The 21,218-nt window shown below is 69.5% G+C and carries 23 protein-coding genes; 7 read left to right on the top strand and 16 right to left on the bottom strand.

Annotated features, from left to right (window positions below; all coding sequences use genetic code 11):
• Positions 1 to 355 precede the first annotated feature (355 nt).
• A complete protein-coding gene (locus GQQ92_RS10985; protein WP_156999301.1) occupies positions 356 to 880 on the top strand; it encodes a pyridoxamine 5'-phosphate oxidase family protein in 525 nt (174 codons plus the stop codon).
• Between the two features lie 178 nt (positions 881 to 1,058).
• Here GQQ92_RS10985 and GQQ92_RS10980 read toward each other — a convergent pair whose 3' ends face one another.
• Both GQQ92_RS10980 and GQQ92_RS10975 read right to left on the bottom strand, forming a co-directional pair.
• Positions 1,059 to 2,525: a hypothetical protein gene (locus GQQ92_RS10980; RefSeq protein ID WP_156999300.1), complete on the bottom strand. Its 1,467-nt coding sequence runs from the start codon at positions 2,523 to 2,525 to the stop codon at positions 1,059 to 1,061.
• Between the two features lie 356 nt (positions 2,526 to 2,881).
• Positions 2,882 to 3,532 carry an NADPH-dependent F420 reductase gene (locus GQQ92_RS10975; RefSeq protein WP_156999299.1) on the bottom strand — a complete coding sequence of 217 codons (651 nt, stop codon included), beginning with the start codon at positions 3,530 to 3,532 and terminating at the stop codon, positions 2,882 to 2,884.
• Positions 3,533 to 3,659: 127 nt separating this feature from the next.
• Between GQQ92_RS10975 and GQQ92_RS10970 the strand changes: the two genes are divergently transcribed.
• Positions 3,660 to 3,845 carry a hypothetical protein gene (locus GQQ92_RS10970; protein ID WP_156999298.1) on the top strand — a complete coding sequence of 62 codons (186 nt, stop codon included), beginning with the start codon at positions 3,660 to 3,662 and terminating at the stop codon, positions 3,843 to 3,845.
• A 48-nt stretch (positions 3,846 to 3,893) separates the two neighbouring features.
• On the opposite strand, the gene GQQ92_RS10965 is transcribed toward GQQ92_RS10970, so the two are convergent.
• Complete coding sequence (locus GQQ92_RS10965) at positions 3,894 to 4,406, bottom strand: methylated-DNA--[protein]-cysteine S-methyltransferase (RefSeq protein ID WP_156999297.1); 513 nt, start codon at positions 4,404 to 4,406, stop codon at positions 3,894 to 3,896.
• 62 nt (positions 4,407 to 4,468) lie between these two features.
• Complete coding sequence (locus GQQ92_RS10960) at positions 4,469 to 5,038, bottom strand: hypothetical protein (RefSeq protein WP_156999296.1); 570 nt, start codon at positions 5,036 to 5,038, stop codon at positions 4,469 to 4,471.
• Positions 5,039 to 5,232: 194 nt separating this feature from the next.
• Between GQQ92_RS10960 and GQQ92_RS10955 the strand changes: the two genes are divergently transcribed.
• Positions 5,233 to 5,784 carry a hypothetical protein gene (locus tag GQQ92_RS10955; RefSeq protein ID WP_156999295.1) on the top strand — a complete coding sequence of 184 codons (552 nt, stop codon included), beginning with the start codon at positions 5,233 to 5,235 and terminating at the stop codon, positions 5,782 to 5,784.
• On the top strand, positions 5,760 to 6,623 hold the full coding sequence (locus tag GQQ92_RS10950; protein ID WP_156999294.1) for a PKD domain-containing protein: 864 nt from the start codon (positions 5,760 to 5,762) through the stop codon (positions 6,621 to 6,623). The genes GQQ92_RS10955 and GQQ92_RS10950 overlap by 25 nt, the downstream gene beginning before the upstream one ends.
• Before the next feature lie 94 nt (positions 6,624 to 6,717).
• Here the strand turns inward: GQQ92_RS10950 and GQQ92_RS10945 are convergent, their stop codons facing one another.
• Together GQQ92_RS10945 and GQQ92_RS10940 are read right to left on the bottom strand one after the other, a co-directional pair.
• Positions 6,718 to 7,371, bottom strand: coding sequence for a response regulator transcription factor (locus GQQ92_RS10945; protein WP_156999293.1), 654 nt, complete (start codon positions 7,369 to 7,371; stop codon positions 6,718 to 6,720).
• Positions 7,368 to 8,606, bottom strand: coding sequence for a sensor histidine kinase (locus GQQ92_RS10940; protein WP_156999292.1), 1,239 nt, complete (start codon positions 8,604 to 8,606; stop codon positions 7,368 to 7,370). Before GQQ92_RS10940 ends, GQQ92_RS10945 begins: the two co-directional genes overlap by 4 nt.
• Positions 8,607 to 8,795: 189 nt before the next feature.
• Here GQQ92_RS10940 and GQQ92_RS10935 point away from each other — a divergent pair, with 189 nt between their 5' ends.
• The gene (locus tag GQQ92_RS10935; RefSeq protein WP_156999291.1) at positions 8,796 to 9,383 is read left to right on the top strand and encodes a hypothetical protein; all 588 of its coding nucleotides are present in this window, start codon (positions 8,796 to 8,798) and stop codon (positions 9,381 to 9,383) included.
• Between the two features lie 192 nt (positions 9,384 to 9,575).
• On the opposite strand, the gene GQQ92_RS10930 is transcribed toward GQQ92_RS10935, so the two are convergent.
• The 9 genes from GQQ92_RS10930 to GQQ92_RS10890 all read right to left on the bottom strand — a co-directional run bounded on the left by GQQ92_RS10930 (position 9,576) and on the right by GQQ92_RS10890 (position 18,875).
• Complete coding sequence (locus GQQ92_RS10930; protein WP_232057642.1) at positions 9,576 to 10,364, bottom strand: SDR family oxidoreductase; 789 nt, start codon at positions 10,362 to 10,364, stop codon at positions 9,576 to 9,578.
• Complete coding sequence (locus GQQ92_RS10925; RefSeq protein WP_156999290.1) at positions 10,361 to 11,167, bottom strand: IclR family transcriptional regulator; 807 nt, start codon at positions 11,165 to 11,167, stop codon at positions 10,361 to 10,363. Before GQQ92_RS10925 ends, GQQ92_RS10930 begins: the two co-directional genes overlap by 4 nt.
• A 73-nt stretch (positions 11,168 to 11,240) precedes the next feature.
• Positions 11,241 to 12,071 (bottom strand): 5-dehydro-4-deoxy-D-glucuronate isomerase, encoded by an 831-nt coding sequence (gene kduI, locus GQQ92_RS10920; RefSeq protein WP_156999289.1) that lies wholly within the window; start codon positions 12,069 to 12,071, stop codon positions 11,241 to 11,243.
• Between the two features lie 52 nt (positions 12,072 to 12,123).
• Positions 12,124 to 13,086, bottom strand: coding sequence for a 2-hydroxyacid dehydrogenase (locus GQQ92_RS10915; protein ID WP_156999288.1), 963 nt, complete (start codon positions 13,084 to 13,086; stop codon positions 12,124 to 12,126).
• Positions 13,087 to 13,181: 95 nt separating this feature from the next.
• Positions 13,182 to 14,279, bottom strand: a complete 1,098-nt coding sequence (locus GQQ92_RS10910; protein ID WP_156999287.1) for an extracellular solute-binding protein — start codon at positions 14,277 to 14,279, stop codon at positions 13,182 to 13,184.
• A 108-nt stretch (positions 14,280 to 14,387) separates the two neighbouring features.
• Positions 14,388 to 15,548 (bottom strand): ABC transporter ATP-binding protein, encoded by a 1,161-nt coding sequence (locus GQQ92_RS10905; RefSeq protein WP_156999286.1) that lies wholly within the window; start codon positions 15,546 to 15,548, stop codon positions 14,388 to 14,390.
• Entirely contained in the window at positions 15,545 to 17,314 is a 1,770-nt protein-coding gene (locus GQQ92_RS10900) for an ABC transporter permease subunit (protein WP_156999285.1), read from the bottom strand. Before GQQ92_RS10900 ends, GQQ92_RS10905 begins: the two co-directional genes overlap by 4 nt.
• A 53-nt stretch (positions 17,315 to 17,367) precedes the next feature.
• A complete protein-coding gene (locus GQQ92_RS10895) occupies positions 17,368 to 17,775 on the bottom strand; it encodes a cupin domain-containing protein (RefSeq protein WP_156999284.1) in 408 nt (135 codons plus the stop codon).
• Positions 17,772 to 18,875: a C-terminal binding protein gene (locus GQQ92_RS10890; RefSeq protein WP_156999283.1), complete on the bottom strand. Its 1,104-nt coding sequence runs from the start codon at positions 18,873 to 18,875 to the stop codon at positions 17,772 to 17,774. The genes GQQ92_RS10895 and GQQ92_RS10890 overlap by 4 nt, the downstream gene beginning before the upstream one ends.
• Before the next feature lie 131 nt (positions 18,876 to 19,006).
• Between GQQ92_RS10890 and GQQ92_RS10885 the strand changes: the two genes are divergently transcribed.
• Together GQQ92_RS10885 and GQQ92_RS10880 are read left to right on the top strand one after the other, a co-directional pair.
• On the top strand, positions 19,007 to 19,474 hold the full coding sequence (locus GQQ92_RS10885) for an XRE family transcriptional regulator (protein WP_156999282.1): 468 nt from the start codon (positions 19,007 to 19,009) through the stop codon (positions 19,472 to 19,474).
• Positions 19,471 to 19,881, top strand: a complete 411-nt coding sequence (locus GQQ92_RS10880; protein WP_156999281.1) for a HepT-like ribonuclease domain-containing protein — start codon at positions 19,471 to 19,473, stop codon at positions 19,879 to 19,881. The genes GQQ92_RS10885 and GQQ92_RS10880 overlap by 4 nt, the downstream gene beginning before the upstream one ends.
• A gap of 84 nt (positions 19,882 to 19,965) precedes the next feature.
• On the opposite strand, the gene GQQ92_RS10875 is transcribed toward GQQ92_RS10880, so the two are convergent.
• On the bottom strand, positions 19,966 to 21,174 hold the full coding sequence (locus GQQ92_RS10875; protein ID WP_197738209.1) for a PD-(D/E)XK nuclease family protein: 1,209 nt from the start codon (positions 21,172 to 21,174) through the stop codon (positions 19,966 to 19,968).
• Between the last annotated feature and the right edge of the window lie 44 nt (positions 21,175 to 21,218).

The following is a 21,218-nucleotide window of genomic DNA, read 5'->3' as shown; positions in this document are numbered from 1 at the left end:
CCGACCCGACGTCGTTCGCCCCGGACCACGTCCCCGGGGCGTGCCTCACTCCCCCGCACGGTATCGCCGCGCAGCCCGCGCGACCAGCGAACTGCCCGAACGGGTACGCAGAAGTGCCTCGCGCGCGCCCGCCCCTGCACCCCGCCGGTCCGCGCGCACTGTCGGCCCACGCGCGCTGCTGGCCCAGCCGCTACTGCCAGCCCGGCCGCACTGCGGCCCGCCCGGGTATATCGGCTCGAAAACGCGCGCTACATCGCTACATCGCTACATCGCTACATCGCTACATCGCTACAAGCTCCACCGGGACGATGTCGCCCGACCGCCGTAGGCTCGAACGACGACGGAAGGATCACCGATGACCGACCCCGCAGCATCCGCCTCGCCCGCAGCATCCGAGGCATCCGCAGCTCCTGCGACCCCGGCCGCGACGCAGCAGCAGCCCACCGTTCCCTTCGCGTTCGATCCCGAGAACGACGTGCACGCCCGAGCGCTGGCCCGGCTCGCGAGCGAACGCATCGCGTGGCTCGGCACGACGAGTCGCAGCGGGTATCCGCACGCGGTGCCGGTCTGGTTCCTGTGGCACGAGGGCGCGGTCGTCATGCTGAGCGAGCCGAGCGCGGTCAAGGTGCGCAATGCGACCCGCGACCCGCGTGTGCTCGTGCACCTCGAGTCGGGCCACGACGAGGAGCAGCTCACCGTGGTGCAGGGCACCGCCGAGGTGCTCTCCGACGCTGCGCCGGCTTGGCTGCCCGCGATCGGCGACGCCTACCTCGCCAAGTACGAGCACGACCTGCCGCCGCTGAAGCTCACCCTCGAGTCGATGGCGGCGAAGTACAGCACGATCATCCGCGTGACGCCCGAGAAGCTCATCGCCTGGTGAAGCCTCCGGGCTGACGGGGCCGGCAAGCCGGACGAGCCCGCCGGGCCCGGAGGAGCCGCGAGCAGCCGAGCGGGCGCGGCGCCGAGGCGCAGGGCGTCGCCGCCCGGCGTCGCCCGAACGCACAACGGCGGCCCCCGTCATCCGGGGCCGCCGCCTGCCTGATTCGGGTCGTCAGGCGCTATGCGACGAGGCCTGCTTCGCAGGACCCGTTGTCGGTGTAGACGAGCCACACGGCCTTGCCGTCGACCACGAAGCCGTCGCCCGGCAGCGCGGCCGGCAGCACGTGGCCGTCGGTCGGGGTGAAGACCACGCGGTGGCGGGTCGTGCCCTCGTGACCGAGTGCGTCGACGACGCGGCTGGCGATCTTCCAGGTGCCGCCGGTCGAGGCGCCGTAGATGACGCCGTCGTGCTCGGTGCCGCACTGCTCGACCTTGGTCGGGGCGGCGACGGTCGCGACCGGCGCCGGGTTGTCGCACGGAGCGGCCGCCACGACGTCGAAGCCCTTCGCGACCTTGAACGTGAATCCGTCCTTGGCGAAGACCGTCCAGCCCGCGGGAACGGTCGTGAACGCGTCGGCGCCCTCGTTCTTCACGGTCGCGATGACGTCGTAGTGTCCGGGCGCGAGGTTCGACAGGTCGGTGATGGCGGCGCCGTCGGACTTGCGCTTGACGAGGACCTTGACGCCGTCGGGGTTCGTGATGCCGAGGCTCGCGGGCGTGATCGTGCCGAGCCCGTAGCCGGCCGGCGGGGTGCAGGTCTGGTTCGAGAACACGACCGTGGGCACGGTCTGGTCGCAGCGATCGTTGTTCTGCACGGCGGTCCACTGCTTGCGCACGCCGTCGTTGAAGACGTAGCCGTCGGTTGCCGTCGCGACGACGCCGACCTTGCCGTTGAGCGTGGAGTGGTCCGTCACCTTGTAGGTGTAGCCGACGACCGCGGGCAGCGCCCAGTGACCGTTGTCGGCGGGGCCGCACTCGTCGATCCACGTGGGCGCGACGGGGGTGATGCACGCCGTGCTGACGCCCTCGAGGGTCGTGGGCTCGCCGTTCCAGGCTGTCGTGACGACCGACCAGGTGTTGCGCACGGCCTTGTCGGCGAACGCGAACGTGTCGGCGAAGGAGGCGCCGAAGGCCTCGGTCGCGACGACCGAGCCGTTCACCGTCACCGTGACGGTGTTCGGCGTCTCGTCGGCGGCGACGTAGGCGGGGTTCGCCTCCCACACGGTCGGCGTGCCGACCGCGGGCTTCGCGGCGACGCCCGGCACCTCGACGTGCTTGGCGGTCTTGCCCGTCGCGACCCAGATCTTCCAGTCGTAGAGCGCCGTCGCGCCGCTGTTCTTGTGCGCGGTGCGGTACGTCCACTTGACCGGGAACAGGCGGGCGAGCGTCTTGTACTCGTAGTCGGTGTGGCTGACCTCGGCGACGGCGTCGACGGCCGGCACGTAGTCGGGGTTCGCGACCTCGACCTGCGGCTCGCCGACGGCGGGCTTGGCCTCGTAGCCGGTGAGGTCGACGGTGAGCGCCTGACAGGTGGCGGATGCCGCGGGCGCGGCCACGTCGGCGGAGGCGGGAGCCGCGGCGGCGAGCACCGCGAGACCTCCGGCGAGCATGGCCGTGGCGGCGACGCTCGCGATGAGCTTCTTCAAGGTTGTTCTCCTTCGTGGGCCCCGGCTGCAGGGCCGTGCTGTGCCGTGACGGCATGGCGAACACCGTCGGGACGAGCGAGCGGATGCGACGGATCGCGGCTCGGGCCACCCCGATGCTGTGCCGATTCGGGTTCCGTGTGCGGCTTCGGCGCCGGACTCGGATATCGGTATGCATTCGAAGCTATAGGTTCGAGCGGGCGAGGTGACACGGATCCTGCCCCCAGAACGGGTGCTTTTCACTCCGCCGAGGTCAAGCGCGCACCGGGCCCGAGGCACGGGCCAGGCACACGCGATGAGCCGGTTACCGCTCTCGGGCGGTAACCGGCTCAGGTCGGGGGCGGCGGCGTGCGGCGCTGTTAGGCGGCGGCGCCTGCGCGCTCGGCCTTGGCGAGGTTCGCGACGAGCTCCTCGCGGTTCTGGGGCACGACGTAGGCGGGCTGGTCGCGCTCGACGCGCCAGCTCTCGGACAGCGGGCCGATGTTCACGGTGTCGAAGCCGAACTGGTCGTAGAGGTCGGCGACGAGCTGTGCGGCATCCGCGTGGTCGCTCGCGGTGGCGAGGGCGCGACGGCCGGGGGTGCCGGCGGGGCTACCCGCGACGGTGATGTCGGCGGCCGTGATGTGGTTGAAGCCCTTGGCGACGCGGCTCGTCGGGAGGTGTTCCTGCAGCATGCCGCTGACGGTGGCGCGGCCCTCGTCGAGTGCGGGAACGTGGCCGTCGCGCTCCCAGTAGTAGTTGTTCGTGTCGATCACGATCTTGCCGGCGAGCGGTTCGACGGGCACGGCGTCGTACGCCTTGAACGGCACGGTCACGACCGCGACATCCGCCGCCTTCGCCGCGTCTTCGGCGGTGGCCGCCGTGGCGTTGGGGCCGAGTTCGTGCACGAGTTCGGCGAGCGTCTCGGGCCCGCGCGAGTTGGAGATGACCACCTCGTACCCGTTCGCCACCGCCGCGCGTGCGACCTGGCTGCCGATGTGTCCTGCTCCGATGATTCCGATCGTTGTCATAGTCGGGCCCAACGGATGCCGCGCCGCGGGCATTCCCGCTCATGGCGGATTGTCAAGGCCTCGCCATCGGCCCGGCGACGAGCGACAGTCGAAGTGCGCGGCTCGCGCGCTGACGAACGGAGCGATGATGACGGATGCAACGGATCCCATGCGGAACACCCCTGAACGCGGCGCTCCCGCACCCGATGGCGCCGACGTCGAGGGCAACTACACCGAGGTCGATCTCGGCGACGGCACCGAGGCCGGCGAGACCGGCGGCGAGGCCGACGGCGAGTACACCGAGACGGACTTCAGCGGCGACGAAGAGGAGTGAGCCCGGCCACGGGCCGGTAGGGCTGGCGGATGCCGCGGCATCCGCTGCTCAGAAGAGGCGCGTCTGCGCGACGACCGCGGCACCCTCGAGTTCGAGCAGGAACCGCTTGCGTTCGAGACCGCCGGCGTAGCCGGTGAGGGACCCGTCGGAACCGACGACGCGGTGGCAGGGAACGATGATGCTGAGCGGATTGCGTCCCACGGCGTTGCCGACGCGTCGCGCGAGGTTGCGGTCGCCGAGGCGCGCCGCGAGTTCGCCGTAGGTGACCGTCTCGCCGTAGGGGATCTCGCGCAGCATCCGCCACACGGCGAGTTGGAAGTCGTCGCCGGTCGGCGCCATGGGCAGGTCGAACTCGGTGCGCGCGCCGCCGAGGTACTCGCGGAGCTGCGCGCCGAAGCGCACGACGACCGGGTCTTCGGCCGTCTCGACCGCGTCGCCGATCGCATCGGCGGGCAATGGGTGCCAGTGCCCCGGGAACGTGATGCCGGCGAGCGCCTCGCCGTCGGCGACGACGAGCAGGTCGCCGAGGTCGGTCGGCAACGTGGCATGGCGGCGGCTCATGCTTCCATGATGCGCGCTGCGAGGGGTTCGCCGCGCCTCCGCCGTGGCGGGAATCGGACCCATCAGCAGATCGGCTCGCCTCTCCACGGGAGCGTCGCCTCGACTCGCAGGTGTCGCGGATCGTCAGCGGTCGAGACCAGCGACACCGTGTTCTCCTGCTCCGTCGCCCACTCCACACCGCCGGCGCTCGCGGTCGTCGACTGGCAGACCGCGATGAAGACGAGCGCGCCGCCGGCATCCTCGATGCGCCGCACGAGCAGCGCCTCGGTGACCGTCGACCGTGAATCCGCCGATTCGGCCCCGCCGTACAGGGCGAGCAGGCTGCGAATGCTCTCCTCCATCATCGGCGTCGCGACCGAGCTCAAATCTTCACCTCGCGGGTCTCCGCCGACGGCGATCGCGTGCGTCTGCTCGAGCAGCGCCTCGTACGTGGCGATCGAGGCCTCCAGGGCATCCTCGTCGTCGGCGAAGTAGCCGTCAATGATCTCGGTGTATGCCGGCTCGCCGCCGCTCGTGATGGTCAGCTCCTCATCCGGATCCGGTTCGGCCGCGCTGCTCGGCGGCGGCGGTGATTGGGACGGCATCGGCACGCAGCCGCTCAGCGCGAGCACGACGAGCGCGGCAGCGGCCACGCTCGCACTCCGACGTCGGGCGGGGACAGAGGATTCAGAACGCATGCCGCGAAGCTACGCACCGCGTTCCCGCATCGGGCGCTGTTCCCTGCCGGCCCGGGATACTCGCCGCGCAACGAGGCTGTGGAGGACGAGTGCCGCCGCCTGTGGATAGCCGAGACGTCGTTCCCGCAGCCGCGCCTATGGTGGTGGGCATGCCCAACCTCCGCTCGCGTCAGCTCGTGCTCGCAGCTGCCCTCGCGGCGCTCACGATCACCCTGAGCGGATGCCTCGCTGACGCAAACCCCTCCCCGTCCGCCAGCCCGCCGCCGAGCGAGTCCGCGCCGATCTTCGCCACCGACGAAGAAGCACTGGCTGCCGCGGTCGCGGCCTACGACGCATATCTCGATGTTGCGCAGCAGGTCGGGGAGGACGGTGGTGCAGAGCCTGACCGAATCCGCGCGGCAGTCACCGATGAGTATGCAGACGAGGAGATCCCGAACTACGCGAGTCTCGGCGACAACGATTACCGCATCGTCGGGCGCGGAACTCTCGGCAAAGCGACCTTGATGGAACGAACGGATTCCACGGTGCACATCTACGGCTGCGTCGGTGTCGGCACGAGTCGAGTTATCGACGGCGATGGGAAGGATGTTACCCCCACCGGCAGGCCGCAATCTGTTCCTCTCGAGCTCACCTTCCAGATCGATAATGGCGAGCTTCTCCTCTCGAGCAGCGACGTATGGCCCGGCGACGACTTCTGCTGAGGCTCGGCATCGCGACGACGTTCGTTGCGTTGCTCGTTGCCGCTCCCTCCCCCGCTTTTGCTTGCCCGATCTCGAAGATCGTCGCGGGCGTCTGCACAACTGACACAGGCGCAAAATCCGGCAAGGATGGCGTCGATATTTGGGGAACCGAGAATCGGACGGTTCCCGGCACTCACGGGAAGGGGTCGGAGGACGGGCGCTCTTCCGTGTCGGATGGGGAACAGGATGACTCCGGCGCACCGAAGCCCGAGCCGATCGCCTGGCCAGTGGTTTGTCAAGACGGCCACATCGAATGCGTGGACATTCCCGGCCCGACAACTCCGTCGAGCGATCCCGCCCAGCCCGCGGCACCGGTCGTCGTGACCCTGCGCGACATCGCGTCGTTCACACCCGCCGAACCCGGCAACGGCATGCAGCCCGGCGGCTGGGCGATCACCGGACTCCCGGTGAACTTCGTCGCCGAAGCATCCGTGCAGATCGTCTCCGGCACCCTGCTCGGCCAACCCGCCGACGTCCGATTCACCCCGGCCGGCTACCGCTGGCAACACAGCGACGGCGCCACCGTCCAAACCGGCCACCCCGGCGCAACCTGGGCCGCCCTCGACCAGAAAGAGTTCACCCCCACCGACACCAGCCACACCTACACCGAACCCGGCGACTACACCGTCACCCTCGAAGTCGCCCTCACCGCTGCATACCGCTTCGCCGGATCCGACTGGCAACACATCGACGGCACCCTCACCACCACCAGCGAACCCCGCAACATCCGCGTCGGCCAAATGGACACCGTCCTCACCCGCACCGACTGCAACACCGCACCCGACGACCCCGGCTGCTGAGCCGCGAAGCGGATCCGACGCAGCCCGATCCGTCGTCGCTCGATCGACCGGTCGGCCGACCGGTCGATCCACCGAGACCCGGCGAGGGCTCGCCTCAGATCCAGCCCTGCTGCCAGGCGCGCTCGGCGGCCTCGTGGCGCGACGACGCATCCAGTTTCGTCATGGCCGACGACAGGTAGTTGCGCACGGTGCCCGGTGCGAGGTGCAGTCGTTCGGCGATCTGCTGAACGCTCATCGTCGAACGACTGTGCCGTAGGGCGTCGAGCTCGCGGTCGGTCAACGGGCAGCGCTCGGCCGTCAACGCCGTGGCGGCGATCTCGGGGTCGATGTACCGACGCCCGGCCGCGACATCACGGATCACCTGCGCCAACTCCTCGGCCGGCGTCGACTTCGGCACGAACCCCGACACCTTCGACGCCAACGCCCGCCGCAGCACGCCCGGCCGGGCGTGGCGCGTCACGATCACGACGCGCGTCGGCACCGCCGCGAGAATGCGCGCCGCCGCCTCGATGCCGTCGGCCTCGGGCATCTCGAGGTCGAGCAGGCACACGTCGGGCGACGTCGCGACCGCCTGCTCCACCGCGGCCACGCCGTTGTCGGCACTGGCCACGACCTCGATGTCGGGCTCGAGATTCAGCAGCGCGACGAGCGCCCCGCGAATGAGGTGCTCGTCATCGGCGATCAGCAGCCGGATGCCGCGGGCCGCCCCCTCCCCGACGGCACCGCCCGCCGCACCGCCCGAGCTCACGCCGCCACCCGCTCGCCCACGGGCACCGTCGCCCGAAGCTCGAAGCGGCCGGCTGCGGCATCCGTCGACGTCTCGAGCAGTCCGCCGACCGCGGCGAGCCGCTCACGCAGCCCCGCCAGGCCAGACCCGCTCCGCGTGACCGCGACAGCGGCACCGCCAGCACCCGGGCGATCGCTCTGCACCGGCGCTGCGGCATCCGCCACTCCGTCGTTCACGACGCTGAGCGAGGCGACCCCGTCGGCGCTGCTCAGCGTGATGCTCACGGCCGTGGCCTCGCTGTGGCGGAGGATGTTCGTGGTCGCCTCGCGCACGACCGACGCGAGCGCGCTCTGCGCGGCGGCATCCGTCGGCAGGGTTCCGACGCGCAGCTCGCAGGCGGCTCCCGAGGCGGTGAGCACCTCGCGGGCGTTCTCGAGTTCGTCGTCGAAGGCGACGTGGCGGTATCCGGCGACGAGCGAGCGGGTCTCTTCGAGGGCCTGCTTGGCGATGAGCCGGGTCTCGTGGATGTGCTCGCGCGCGGCCGCCGGGTCGACCTCGAGGAGGCGTTCGGCGAGCTCGGCCTTCAGCGAGATGACCTGCAGATGGTGGCCCTGGATGTCGTGCAGGTCGGACGCGAACCGCAGCCGCTCCTGGGTGACGGCGAGTTCGGCGGCGGTGCGGCGATTGCGGTCGAGTTGCACGACGACGTCCCACCACCAGAGGCTCGACAGCAGCATGAGCGGGAGCATGGCCGAGAAGATCCCGAGCATCCACGGATTCGACGACGAGGCGAGCGAGAACGGTTCGCCCGTCGCCCACGCGGTGAGGGTGGGGTGCACGATGGCGAGCACCGCACTGCCGAGCAGCAGCAGACGTCGGCGTGGTTTTGGCAGCAGGCATGCGACGACGCAGGCGGCGGCCCAGAGCGGCACGGCGGCGGCGAGTTCGTTGCCGGGGGCGAACAGGCCGAGCAGCCAGACGGATGCCGCGGGCACGAGCAGTGCGGTCGTCCACCCGGGGTGCGGCAGCCCGCCGCCGCGACCCGCGCCGAGGAACCAGCAGTACCGCAGCTGCACGGCCGACGCGATGACGACGAGCACGATGAGCCAGAGGGTCAGCGGATCGCGCGTGGCGAGGTAGGTCTCGAGCATGGTGAGGGCGACGACGACGTCGAGGAATCCGATGAAGAACACGATCGAGCCGAGCGTGTAGAGCCACGTCGCGTGCACGCTGCGGGCGGGTTGTTCGGCGGGCATGTGGTCGAGCCTAGGGCAGTGACATTTGTCACGATCGGGGGTGCGCAAACGCCTGTGAACGCCTGACATCGCGGCACTGCCGCGCGTCGCGTCGGGCCAGCAGGCTGGGAACACGACCTCAGCACCGCACTCTTCCGGCCGGCAGCACCGCTCCGGCCCGCGGCACCGCTCCCGATGAAAGGACCCGCCATGATCGACGCCCTCCAGGACTTCGCCTCCTCGTTCCCCGAGTTCCTGCAATGGTTCGGCGTGATGATCGTCGCCGCCATCCCGTTCGTCGAGTCCTACTTCGGCTCCCTCATCGGCGTGGTCATCGGCCTGCCGCCGGCGGTCGCGATCGGCGCGGCCGTCGTCGGCAACATCCTCTCGATGCTCGTCTTCGTGTTCACCGCGCACGGCGCCCGCACGAAGGCGAAGGCCGTGGCGAGCCGCCGCCGCTCGCGTGCCCTGGTCGGGGCCGGTGTCGGAGGTGCGGATGGCGCGAGCACCAGACCTGCGGATGCCTCGAGCCCGAGCACTGCGGATGCCGCGGGCGCGGCGCCCGAGCCCGCTGAGTCGCCGCGCCGAGAGAAGCTGCGCCGCGCGTTCGACAAGTACGGCGTCGCGGGCGTCAGCCTCATCGGTCAGACGATGCTGCCGAGCCAGATCACGTCGGCCGCGATGGTCTCATTCGGCGCGAACCGCAACACGGTGATCCTGTGGCAGGTCATCTCGATCTCGCTGTGGGGCGTGGTGTTCGGCGTGCTCGCCTCGCTCGGGGTGTCGCTCGCAGGCTGAGCGGGTCGCCGTTCGGCGAGTGATCGGATCGGGAGGCGGGCCCTCCGGCGCATGACGTGTCGGATGCCCCGCCTCCCGGGTGTCGCTCCCGAAACGGGCGCTACATCGCTACATCGCTACATCGCTACATCGCTACATCGCTACACACTTCCATGAACCGAGCCCCCTCACCCGCCGCATCCGACCCGACGGTCAGCGACCGAGCCATCCCCCATCGACCGGGAGCACGACGCCATGCACGTATGCCGCGTCGGGCGAGGAGAGGAATGCGACAGCACCGGCGATGTCGTCGGGTGTGGCCCATCGACCCGCGGGAATACGTTCGGAGATCTGCCGGAAACGCACCTCGTCGGCCTGCAGCGCCTCGTTCATGTCGGTGACGACATAGCCGGGTGCGACGGCGTTCACGTTCACGCCGTGCTGCGCCCACTCGTTCGCGAGCGCCTTCGTGAGCTGGGCGATGCCGCCCTTGCTGGCCGCGTATCCGGGAACGGTGAGGCCGCCCTGAAAACTCAACAAAGACGCGACGAAGACCACCGCGCCCGATCCGCGCGCGACCATGCCGCGACCGAGCTCGCGCGCGAGGATGAACGGCGACCGCAGGTTCACCCCGAGCACGTCGTCCCAGTCGGCGGTCGCGTGCTCTGCGGCGGGGGCACGCCGGTTGATGCCGGCGGCCTGCACGAGCACGTCGGGCACGCCCTGGTCATCCGTGATGCGGGCAGCCAGGTCGAGTGCGGCGTCGGGGTCGGCGAGGTCGGCGGCGAACGGCGCGAACCGGCGGCCGAGCGATGCGACCTCGGCTGCGACATCCGACAGGCCTTCGATCGACGAACCCACGCCGACGATGTCGGCACCGTCACGCGCGAACCGCACCGCAATCGCCCGACCGATGCCTCGGCTCGCGCCGGTCACGACCGCGAGCCGCCTTTCCGGCAGCGCCTCGACGACGGCGTCGTCGACCTCGGCGGCCCCCCTCACGACGAGCTCCGAGGCGCCCCCATCGACGCGGAGATCTCGGCCGCGGTCGCGACGATGCGCGCGCCGAGGTGTTCTGCCGACTCAGGAACGACGCGCGTGGCCGGTCCGGCGATGCTGACCGCGGCGATCACGTTGCCCTGGAAGTCGAACACGGGGGCCGCGAACCCGCGGATGCCCTCACGGTTCTCTTGATCGTCGACGGCAAAGCCGCGATCGCGCGTCACGACGAGATCGTCGGCGAGCTCGGCATCGGTGCGGAGGGTGAACGGGGTACGGGCCGCGAGCGGTCGCGTCACGTGCGCGTCGCGGGCCTCCACGGGGGTCCAGGCGAGGATGGCCTTGCCGATGGCGGTGGCATACGCCGGTACGGCCGTTCCGACCCGGCTGAACACGCGAACGGGGTGCGGGCTGTCGACGAGCTCGATGTAGACGACATCCGTACCGCTGAGCACGCCGAGGTGCGCGGTCTCCTGCGTCTGCTCGACGAGCGCCCGCATGGCCGGAAGTGCCGCCCGGCGCAGGTCGAGTCTGTTGAGGTACTCCGCTCCGAGCTGCACGGTCGCGGTACCGAGCGTGTACACGCCCAGTTCCTCGTCGTACCGCAGGAACCTGCGCGCCTCGAGCGTGCGCAGGATACGCAGCGTGGTCGGCTTTGAGTAGCCGAGGATTCCGCTGCACGCTGCGAGCGACAGCCCGGGTGGCGGGCTGTCGGCGATCTGCAGCAGCACCTGCAGCGCCCGGTCCACGCTCTGCGTGCCAGTCGTGTTTCCGCTGTCGGTGCGGCTCTCCGACGTGTCGACCATCGGGGCATCCTTTCGGTGAGGTCAGAGGACTGGCGGATGTCGCAGGGCTGCCCCTACGTTAGTGGGCGGCTCGTCAGACGAGCGAGGTCACGGCGATCTGATCCATGTCGGTGAAGGCCTGGTTCTCACCGGCCATGACCCACACGAACGCGTAGTTCGTCGTGCCCGACCCGAAGTGCACCGACCAACTCGGCGAGATGACGGCGTCGCGGTCGGAGAGCACCAACGTGCGGGTGTCGTCGGGCTCGCCCATGACGTGCTGGATGCGGTGCCCCTCGGGCAGTCCGAAGTAGAGGTAGATCTCGGTGCGCCGGTCGTGCGTGTGCGGCGGCATGCTGTTCCACACGCTGCCGGGCTCAAGCGAGGTGATGCCGAGCACGAGCTGATCGCTGCGTACGCCGTCGGCGTGGATGTGCTTGTGCACGGTGCGACGGTTGGCGGTGGCCTGATCGCCGGTCTGGGTGGTGAGTGCGTCCTGCAGCCGCACGAGGGTCGTGGGGTGGCCGCCGAACGACAGCGCCGACGCGAGGTAGAACGCGGCCTCACCGTCTTCCCCCGCCGCGAAGGTGACGCTGCGCGTTCCCTGTCCGACGTAGAGCACGTCGCGGTGTTCGAGCGTGTACTCGATGCCGTCGACGGTGACGGTGCCGGTGGCACCGATCTGCACGACGGCGAGTTCGCGGCGGTCGCAGAAACGTTCGCTGCGCAGCTCGTCGGGCGCCTCGAGCTCGATGGGCGCGCCCGCGAGCGGCACGACGCCGCCGATGACCATGCGGTCCTCGTGCGTGTAGACGAGCACCTGCTCTCCGGGAACGAAGAGCGAGTCGGCCACGAAGCGCTCGCGCAGGGCGGCCTTCGGAAGTGCGGCGACGTCGTCGGGGTGTGAGGCGTGTCGGATTTGCATGCGGTGGTGCTCCCTCAGGTTCAGTGCTCGTTGACTCGGGCCGGCAGGTGGCTCAGTCGATGACGTTGGTCGGCTCGCCGGCGGCGAACGCGAGGATGTTCTCGGCCGCGAGCCGGAACACGTCGTCGGCTTCGTCGGTGTGGAACCCGATGTGCGGGGTGAGCACGGCGTTGCTCGACACGCCGGGCAGGCCGTCGGTGGCGGGCGGCTCCTCGGTGAAGACGTCGATGCCGGCGCCGAAGATGCGGCCCGCGGCGAGCAGTTCGTCGAGCGCCTCGCCGTCGACGACCTCGGCTCGGGCGGTGTTCACGAAGATCGCATCGCTCCGCAGGCGCTCGAGCAGGTCGCGGCTCACGAGCCCGTCGGTCTCCGGCGAGTGCGTGAGATGCACCGAGACCACGCGCGAGGTCTCGAAGAGCTCCTCGAGGCTCACTTGCTCGGCGCCGAGCGCGGCACTCCGCTCGGGGTCGACGGTGCGGCTCCAGTACACGGGCTCCATGCCGAGGCCCTTCGCGAGCCGGATGACGCGCGCACCGATCGCGCCGGCGCCGACGACGCCGATGCGCGAGCCCGCGAGCTTCAGGCCCTGATGCTTGGCCCACGCGCCGGAGCGCACGATTCCGTCGCCCTCGACCACGCGGCGTGCGATGGCGAACATGAGTGCGATGGCGTGCTCCGCGACGCTCTGGCTGGCGAAGTCGGGCACGTTCGTGACGGCGACGCCGGCGCGCTCGGCCTCGCCCATGTCGACGAAGCGTCGCGCGCCGGTGCCCACGAAGCTCACGAGCTTCAGGCTCGGCGTCTGCTCGAGCAGTCCGGCGGGCAGCGGACCCTGGTCGCCGATGATGTAGAGGCCGTCGAATCCCTGCGCGGCGGCGATGGCCTCGTCCGGGCGGTCGAACCGTCCGCCGTCGATCCAGACGAACTCGTGCCCCGCGGCGCGCAAGGGCGCCACGACGTCGCGTTCGACGATCTCGCGGTACTGGTCTTCGGTGTCGATGCAGACGATGCGCATCAGGGTCACTCCTTCGTTCGGGTGGTTCTCACGTGCTCAGCCGAGCGGATGCCGTGGCCGACGGACAGCCCGCCGCGGCATCCGCTCGGCCTCGGTCATTCGCCCAGCCAGCGGTTGAACTGGTCGAGCACCTCGTCGATGTTCTCGGAGTAGTAGCCGACGTCCTGCTTGATCGAGTTCGTGACGTTGTCACCGATGGGCAGGAACTGCTGCACGCCCTCGGGGAACGAGCTGGGCTCCAGACCGATGACCGAAGCCGGGATCGGCGTCGGCACCTTGCTCGCGAAGGCGATCTGGCCGTCGGTGTTCTCGATCACGTTGGCGAGCAACTCCTGTGCGGCCGCGGCGTTCGGAGCGTCGGCCGGGATCGACCAGACCGAGTTCGAGTAGCCGGCCTGGTTCCACGTGATGGATGCCGGGAAGCCGTTCTCGGAGCTGGCGACGAACGCTCGGTTCGCCCAGAGGATGCCGATGTCGCACGAGCCGTTCTCGAAGGACTCGATCGACTGGGCGCCGCTGGTCCACCAGGTGATGTCGTCCTTGATCTCGTCGAGTTTGCCGAGCGCGCGGTCGACGTCGAGCGGGTACAGCTCGTCGGGCGCGACGCCGTCGGCGAGCAGGGCGGCCTCGAGGGTCCAGCCGTACTGCGGGTTGTTGAAGAAGCAGCGCTTACCGGGGAACTTCTCGGTGTCCCAAAGGTCGGCCATCTCTGACGGCTTCTCGTCGGGGTAGGCCTCGTCATCCCACGTGAGCACCATGCCGAACGTACCGACCTCGATGCCGTAGTCGCTGTAGGTGCCTTCGACGAGCTTGTCGACCGGCACGATCGAGGTGTCGATCTTCGCGAGGAAGCCCTCGTCGGCGGCCTTCTCGGCGTCGTTCACGGTGGGCAGGAACGCGAGGCTCCACGGTACCTGCCCGGCTTCGGCCGCGGCGAAGAACTTGGTCGCGGCTTCGTTGTAGTCATCGGTGACGGTGACACCGGTGTCTTCGGTGAAGTCGCCGAAGAGGGTCGCGTCGAGCTCTTCCCAGACCTGGCCGCCGCTGGTGTCGTAGAAGAGGATGTCGCCGCTTATGGCGCCGTCTTCCGACGGCGCGTCGCTGCCGTCAGATGAGCACGAGGTGAGGGCGATCGCCGAGGCGATGGTCGCGGCTCCTGCGAGCAGGAGGCGGTGACGACGGATGGTTCTCATTGCTGCTCCTAGATTTCTCGTGATGCGGTTGGTGCTCTGGCTGTGGTGCGGTTCAGGTGGTCGGATGCCGCGGCGCGGCGTCAGGCGAGCGGATGCCGCGGCGCGGGGTCAGGCGCCCGCTGCCGGCTCGGCGGCGACGAGGGCGATCTCGCCCGGTCGCACGAGCAGGGACACGCGGTCGCCGACCGCGGGTGCGGGGGCGGCCGGGTCGAGGTCGACCGAGCAGGCGATGCCGTCGGCGTCGAGGTGGATGCTGCGGCGCTGCCCGAGGAAGCGCACCTCGGTGATGGCCGCGTCGGCAATGCGCTGGAGCCCGGCCGGCACGGCCGCGCCCGCGCCGCCGAGGATCAGCTGCTCGGGTCGCACCGAGCAGACGACGTCGGCGCCGGCGATGGCCGGGTTGGCGCGTGCGGTGAGGTCGTGGTCGCCGACGCGCACGTGCGCCGAGCCGGCATCGGTGCCGGTCAACCGGCCCGGGAACAGGTTCGTCTTGCCGAGGAACTTCGCGACGAACAGGTCCTTCGGTTCGCGGTAGAGCTCTTCGGGCGTGCCGAGCTGGCAGATGCGGCCGTCGCGCATGACGCCCATGCGGTCGGAGAGGATGAACGCCTCCTCCTGGTCGTGCGTGACGTAGACGGCGGTCGTGTTCGACTCCTGCTGGATGCGTCGCACCTCCGCGCCGAGCTCCTCGCGCAAGCCCCGGTCGAGCGCGCCGAGCGGTTCGTCGAGCAGCAGCACGCGCGGATTCTGCGCGAGCGCGCGGCCGAGGGCGACGCGCTGCTGCTGGCCGCCGCTCAGCTGGGCGGGGTAGCGGTCGGCGTATCCGCCGAGCGCGACGAGGTCGACCATCTCGGCGACGCGGGCCGCTCGCTTCGCGGCGGGGAGCTTTCGCACCTTGAGGCCGTACTCGATGTTCTCGGCGACCGTGAGGTGCGGGAACAGGGCGTAGTTCTGGAAGACGAACCCGATGTCGCGCTTCTGGGTGGGCGTTCGCGTGACATCCGTGCCGTCGATGTGCAGGGTGCCGCGGGCGGGGTCGAGCAGGCCTGCGATGATGCGCAGCAGGGTCGTCTTGCCGGAGCCGCTCGGGCCGAGCAGCGTGAAGAACTCGCCGGCGTGCACGTGCAGGTCGGTGTCGGCGAGGGCGGGCACGCCGTTGTAGTCGAGGCCGATGTCGGAGACGACGACCTCGCCGCGGCGGTCGCCTGCGGTCGCGGCGGAGCCGTCGGCGTTCGCGCCGTTCGGGCGGCTGGCGGTCGAGATGCTCATGAGTTCTCCTGTCGGGCCGTGGCACGGCGGCTGATCGCCCGGCTCGTCACGCTGCGCACGACGACGATGACCACGACGACGAGCACGAGCAACGAGGCCACGGCGGGCACGGTCGGCACGATGCCGCTCTCGAGGTACTTGTAGATCGTGACGGGCAGGGTCTTGGTGGGGCCGGTCTGAATGAAGAGGGCGAGCACGACCTCGTCCCACGACGTGACGAACGCGATTGCGAAGGCGCCGATGACGCTCGGCATGATGCCGCGCACGACGATGGTCCAGAAGGCGCGCGTCCGCGAGGCCCCGAGGGTCCACGCGGCGGCCTCGATGCCTCGGTCGGCCGAGCTCATGGCGGCCGAGATGAGGGCGTAGCTGAGCGGCGCGGCGATGATCGTGTGGGCGAAGATGAGGCCGATCGTCGTGCCCGTGAGGCCGAGCTTCAGCTCGACGTCGAAGATGCCGATGGCGAGGAGGATCGCCGGGGTCACGATGGGCGCGAAGGCGAGGCCGCCGATGAGTGCCTTGCCGAGGGTCGAGGTCATGCGACTGGTGACCCGCGCCAGGATGAGCGCCATGCCGACCGAGAGCACCGCGGTGCCGACGGCGACGATGATGCTCTGCCAGATGGGGCCGAGCCAGGTTTGGCTGGTGAAGACCTCGCCGAACCAGCGCAGCGTGAATCCGCGCGGCGGGAAGACGACGGTGCCGGTCTCGCCGACCGCGAGCGGGAAGACGAAGAGCACCGGAATCACGAGGAACGCGATGGTGATGACGCTGACGACGGCCGAGACGGCCATCCACGGCGACCAGCGGAACGGCAGCGAGGTGCTGACGCCCTTGGCCTGCGCCGGCCCGACGCCGCCGGGCTGGAAACTGCCCGCGACCTTCACCACACCGACGTAGCAGATGATCGTGGCGACGAGCAGGAGGATGCCCATGGCGCTGGCGATGCCCCACTGGTACACGTCGATCTGCTGCTGGATGTAGACCGAGATCGTCTGCTCCTGTGGGCCGCCGAGAATCGCGGGCACGAGGAAGAAGCTGAGCCCGAGGATGAAGACGAGCAGCGCGCCGCTGACGATCGAGCCGCGCACCATCGGCAGGTAGACCGTGAAGAAGGTACGCACCGACGATGCCCCGAGCGTGCGGGCCGCGAGCACGAGGTTGTCGTCGACCGAGGTCATGCCCGCGTAGAGCACGAGCACCATGTAGGGCAGCAGGTACATGACGGTGCCGACGAGCGTGCCGGCCTGCGTGTAGAGAAGGGATGCCTCGCCGAAGCCGAGCGCGAGACTGAGCTGGTTGACGATGCCATTGGGGCTGAGGATCGAGGTGACTGCGAAGAGGCGCACGACGATCGAGACCCAGAACGGCACGAGGATGAGCAGCAGCAGCAGACCGGCGGTGCGCTTGGAGAGCCGCGAGATGAAGTACGCGGTCGGGAACGCAAGCAGCACGGTGAGCAGCGTCGAGTTGATGGCGAGCAGCACCGTGCGCCACTCGATGCGCAGCAGGAAGTCGTCGACGAAGATCTTCTGGTAGTTCGAGAAGTCGATCACGGGCGCCGCCGCGTCGAAGCGGCCGTCGGGGCTCAGCGATCGCAGCAGGACGCTGACGACCGGCCAGACGAAGAAGATGACGTAGATCGCGACGACCGGTGCGAGCAGCGCGACGCGCCCGGCGATGGTGCCGATTCGTCGCCGGATGACGGGGGCTGCGTTGATCGCCAAGGGGGTCGTGGCAGGCGGCGCATCCGTCGTCGCGGTCATGTCAGCTCCTCTCGTTCGTGATTTTGAAACACCGTACCGAAATCTGATTTCGGTCAGATGTCAGCGGTGTTCCGTTGGGTTTCGGATGTCGCGGGTGCGGCCCCGGGCGCCGCGTCGAAGATCGTGTAGATCTTGCGCACGGTCGCCGTGACCCGCCAGATGCCGGTCCAGCCCGGCTCGAGCACGAGCACCGAGCCGGGCGCGATGCGCGTGACCGACCCGTCTGCGTGCGTGATCGAGCCCTCCCCCGAGAGGAACTGCATGACCTCGCCGCTCTCGGGCTTTGCCGAGGCGAACTCCCCGGGCGTGACCTCCCAGACGCCGATCTCGAGTCCGTCGCGCACGGCGAGCACGTGCTCGGCGGTCTGGGGGTCGCCCGCGAGCACCCGGGCCGGTGCTCCGGTCGGCTCGAGCGCGAGGTCGCGCAGTTCTGCGGGCGTGTAGTCGGCGGCGAGGCTCATGAGTGCTCCAGGGTGGGAACTGCGGCGGTGGCGGGCTCGGTGGGCGCTTCGGCCCCGATGGTTTCGGTGGTGACGGATGCCGCGTGGCGGCCTGCTTCGGATGATGCGGCGCCCGCGGCATCCGCGAGTCCCTGGCGATTGACGAGCGAGGGGATGTCCCGCCCGCGCAGCACCGCCGCGCAGCGTTCGGCGAGGCGCGCGCGCAGTCGCTGCTCGGAGGCCTCGGAGTACCACGCGAGGTGGTTCGTGATGATCGTGTTGGGCGCGGCGAGCAGCGGGTCGTCGGCCGCGGGCGGCTCGGTCTCGAGCACGTCGAGGGCGGCGGACGCGAGGCGCCCGTCGTGCAGGGCCGCCGCGAGCGCGGCGCCGTCGACGAGTCCGCCGCGCGAGACGTTCACGAGCGTCGCGGTCGGCTTCATGCGCGCGATGGCGTCGGCGCCGATGAGGTGATGCGTGGCGGCGCTGAGCGGAAGGTGCAGGCTCACGACGTCGCCCTCGGCGAGCGCGGTGTCGAGGTCGACGAGCTCGACGCCCTCGATCGCGCCGGCGTACGGGTCGTGCGCGATGATGCGCCCGACGAACGGACGCATAAGGCGAATCACCTCACGCCCGATGCGCCCCACCCCGATGAGCGAGAGCGTCGCCGTCGACAGCGGCGCGATGGGCCGCAGCTGCGCCCAGTCGGCCCACTCGCCGCGGCGCACGAGCGCGTCGGCGGCCGTGATGCGCCGGTTCGCGTCGAGCACGAGGGCGGCCGCGTGCGTCGCGACCTCCTCCTCGCAGTAGTCGGGCACGTTCACCACGGCGATCGACCGAGCGGATGCCGCGGCCAGATCGATCGTGTCGACGCCCACGCCGTATCGGCCGATTACCTTCCACGTGGGGTTCGCGTCCATGACCTCGGCGGTGATGTTCGCGTACTGCACGAGCACGCCGTCGGCAGGGATGATGCTGGCGTTTTCGTCGCCCTCGGTGCGTGCCTCGCGTGCGTCGCGAACGCGGATATAGACGGATGCCGCGGCCGCCGCCTCAACGTCGACACTGCCGTACGACGAGTCGAGCACCTCGAGCAGCGGCTGCCCGCTGTTCACGTCCTGCATCCCGGCCACTCGACCACCATTCCCTCGTTAGGCGATTTTTGGAATGCTATTCCACAATGTCCGAAGGATACAAGGGTCGGTTCGCCGTTCGGGACACTTGGTCGTGATATCACCGCGATATACTCGGCGCCATGACCGGGCGGGCTTCGGACGCAGCAGCGCTCGTTCGGCGCGCGCGCGAAGACGCCGGACTGTCGCAACGCGCCCTGGCGGCGCTGGCCGGCATCAAGCAACCGAACCTCGCGATGATCGAGTCGGGCGCCCGGGTACCGAGTGACGAGCTCCGCGAACGCATCCTGCGCGCCGCGCGCATGCGCCCGTCGATCCCGCTCGAGCTTTTCGCCGAGCGCATCCTCGAACTCGCCCCGAAGTACGGCGTGAGCGACATCCGCGTCTTCGGCTCGGCTGCCCGCGGAACCGACACGGCCGAGAGCGACGTCGACCTCCTCGTCGAGGCCGGCCCCGAGGTCGACTTCCTCACCCTCGCCGCGTTCCGCCAGGAGGTGGCCGGCCTCATCGGCTTCCCGGTCGACGCCGTGGTCGACGACGAGGCGGACCCGGTCGTGCGTGCGCTCCGGCTCGAGGCCGTGCCGCTGTGACCGACGAGCCCCGCCCTCGCTTCACCGCCCGCCCACGCGCGGAGCGCGATGACACCGAACGCTCGCGCGAGCGCCTTCTCGACGAGGTCACCCGGCTGCGCTTGCGCTTCGAGCGCGCCAGGCGTGACGGCCGCGAGGCGTTCGCCGACGCCGACTCCGACGCCTACGACATCGGCATGCTCGCCGTCATCCACCTCGCCGACCTCGTGGCGCGGCAGCTCCCGGCGTCCGTCGCCGCCGAGCTTCCCGAGGTCGCCCGCGAGGGCTTGCGCGCCACCCGAAACCTCGCCGCCCACAACTACGCGGCCCTCGACAACCTGCGCCTGTGGGCCACGGTGTCGACCCATGCGCCGGCGCTGCTCGATGCGATCGAGGCGGCGCTTCAGGCACTGTCGCCCGAAAGTTGACGCCGTCCCGGTCTCACCTCTATCCAGCTGCGCGCTACAGCACCTCCAGAAAGGTCACGCCGATGCTGGCACGTCGACCGAGTCTCACTGGTTCGCGCTGACGGGATGACCCGAGCTACCGCGACCCGGCTGCAGGATCGCCACCACCTCGTCGTGAAGCCGACGATCGGTGGGTTCCAGCCCGTCGAGTACCTCCTGAAGCGTCACAGCGGATTGACGGATCTCCTTCGTCGCGGCGCGCGTGATGAACAGACGCGAATAGTCGGCGCCGAGCGAATCACCGATGAAATTCCAGTTCGGGTCGTTCTCGATCGCGAACCACGCCGACGGCCCGAACTTCAGCTGGAGCCTCGCCTCACCGAATTCGGGCCCACGGTCGTCGATGTCGAAGTTGACGGTCCACTGATAGATGCCACTGAAGGTCGCGGAGACGTTCCGCACGAATCCATCACCTAGGGTCTGCTCCAGTTGAGCGGCGAGAACCCCGCTCCCGAACTCCTTGACGAGACGCTTGACTTGGTGCAGCAGCTCACGGCCTTCTCCGAAGCGTTCTCGCGCCTGCTCTGCAAGATCGCTCGCAAACCGCTCTGCAGCTGCATGCTGCTTCTGTTCCTGATATCGCCGCGCCTCACCGGTGTCGCACATGGCGACTACGAACCCCAACACGTCGTCGTCGTTCATGCGACCCCTTCCGGTAACGAATTTGCGGTGCATCTGCTCGATGAACGAGTACGCCTCGGCGTGATTGCGCTGATACGCAGGGTCTTGCTCAAGATCCGCGTGAAGCCGGCCGACGAGCCCGCTGTAGGTTGCGACCGGTGCGCGCTGCCAGCCCTGTGTCTGAAGCGAAACATGGTGGTCGCGGCAAAGCAGTACGACGATGCCGCGCGCTCTTCTCCCCAGCGCATAGCCCAGGTACCCGTCGAAGCTGTGCCCGTGACCGTCTGAGGTGAAGTAGTTCTCGACGACGATGCAGGTGGTCTTGCTCTCCAAGACGAGATCGGCGATGTCCGGGCCGACTCCAGAGACCGAGGTGTTCACCTCCTGCCGCACCCAGTAGGTCTCGTATGGGAGCTGCTCCTCAGCAGGCAGGGATGCGTTGATCTGTTCGATGAAGATGCGCACGAACCGGTCGCCGAACCCGTGCGTTCCGTCGGCCTCGAGCAGCCACCTGAACACATTCGAGATCTGCTTCTCGTGAACGCCGTGATGCATCACGTCGAAGACGTTGAACCCGGGCTCCAGCGATCGGCCGAGCACCGGCAGCAGCCCGGTCATGAGATCCACCTGCATCGGCGCACCTTCCCCACTCGAATCGGGCGTATTCGGCGACCATA

It is taken from the genome of Agromyces terreus, assembly GCF_009749465.1.
GTDB lineage: Bacteria > Actinomycetota > Actinomycetes > Actinomycetales > Microbacteriaceae > Agromyces > Agromyces terreus.
This window is presented reverse-complemented; position numbering and strand designations above follow the sequence as displayed.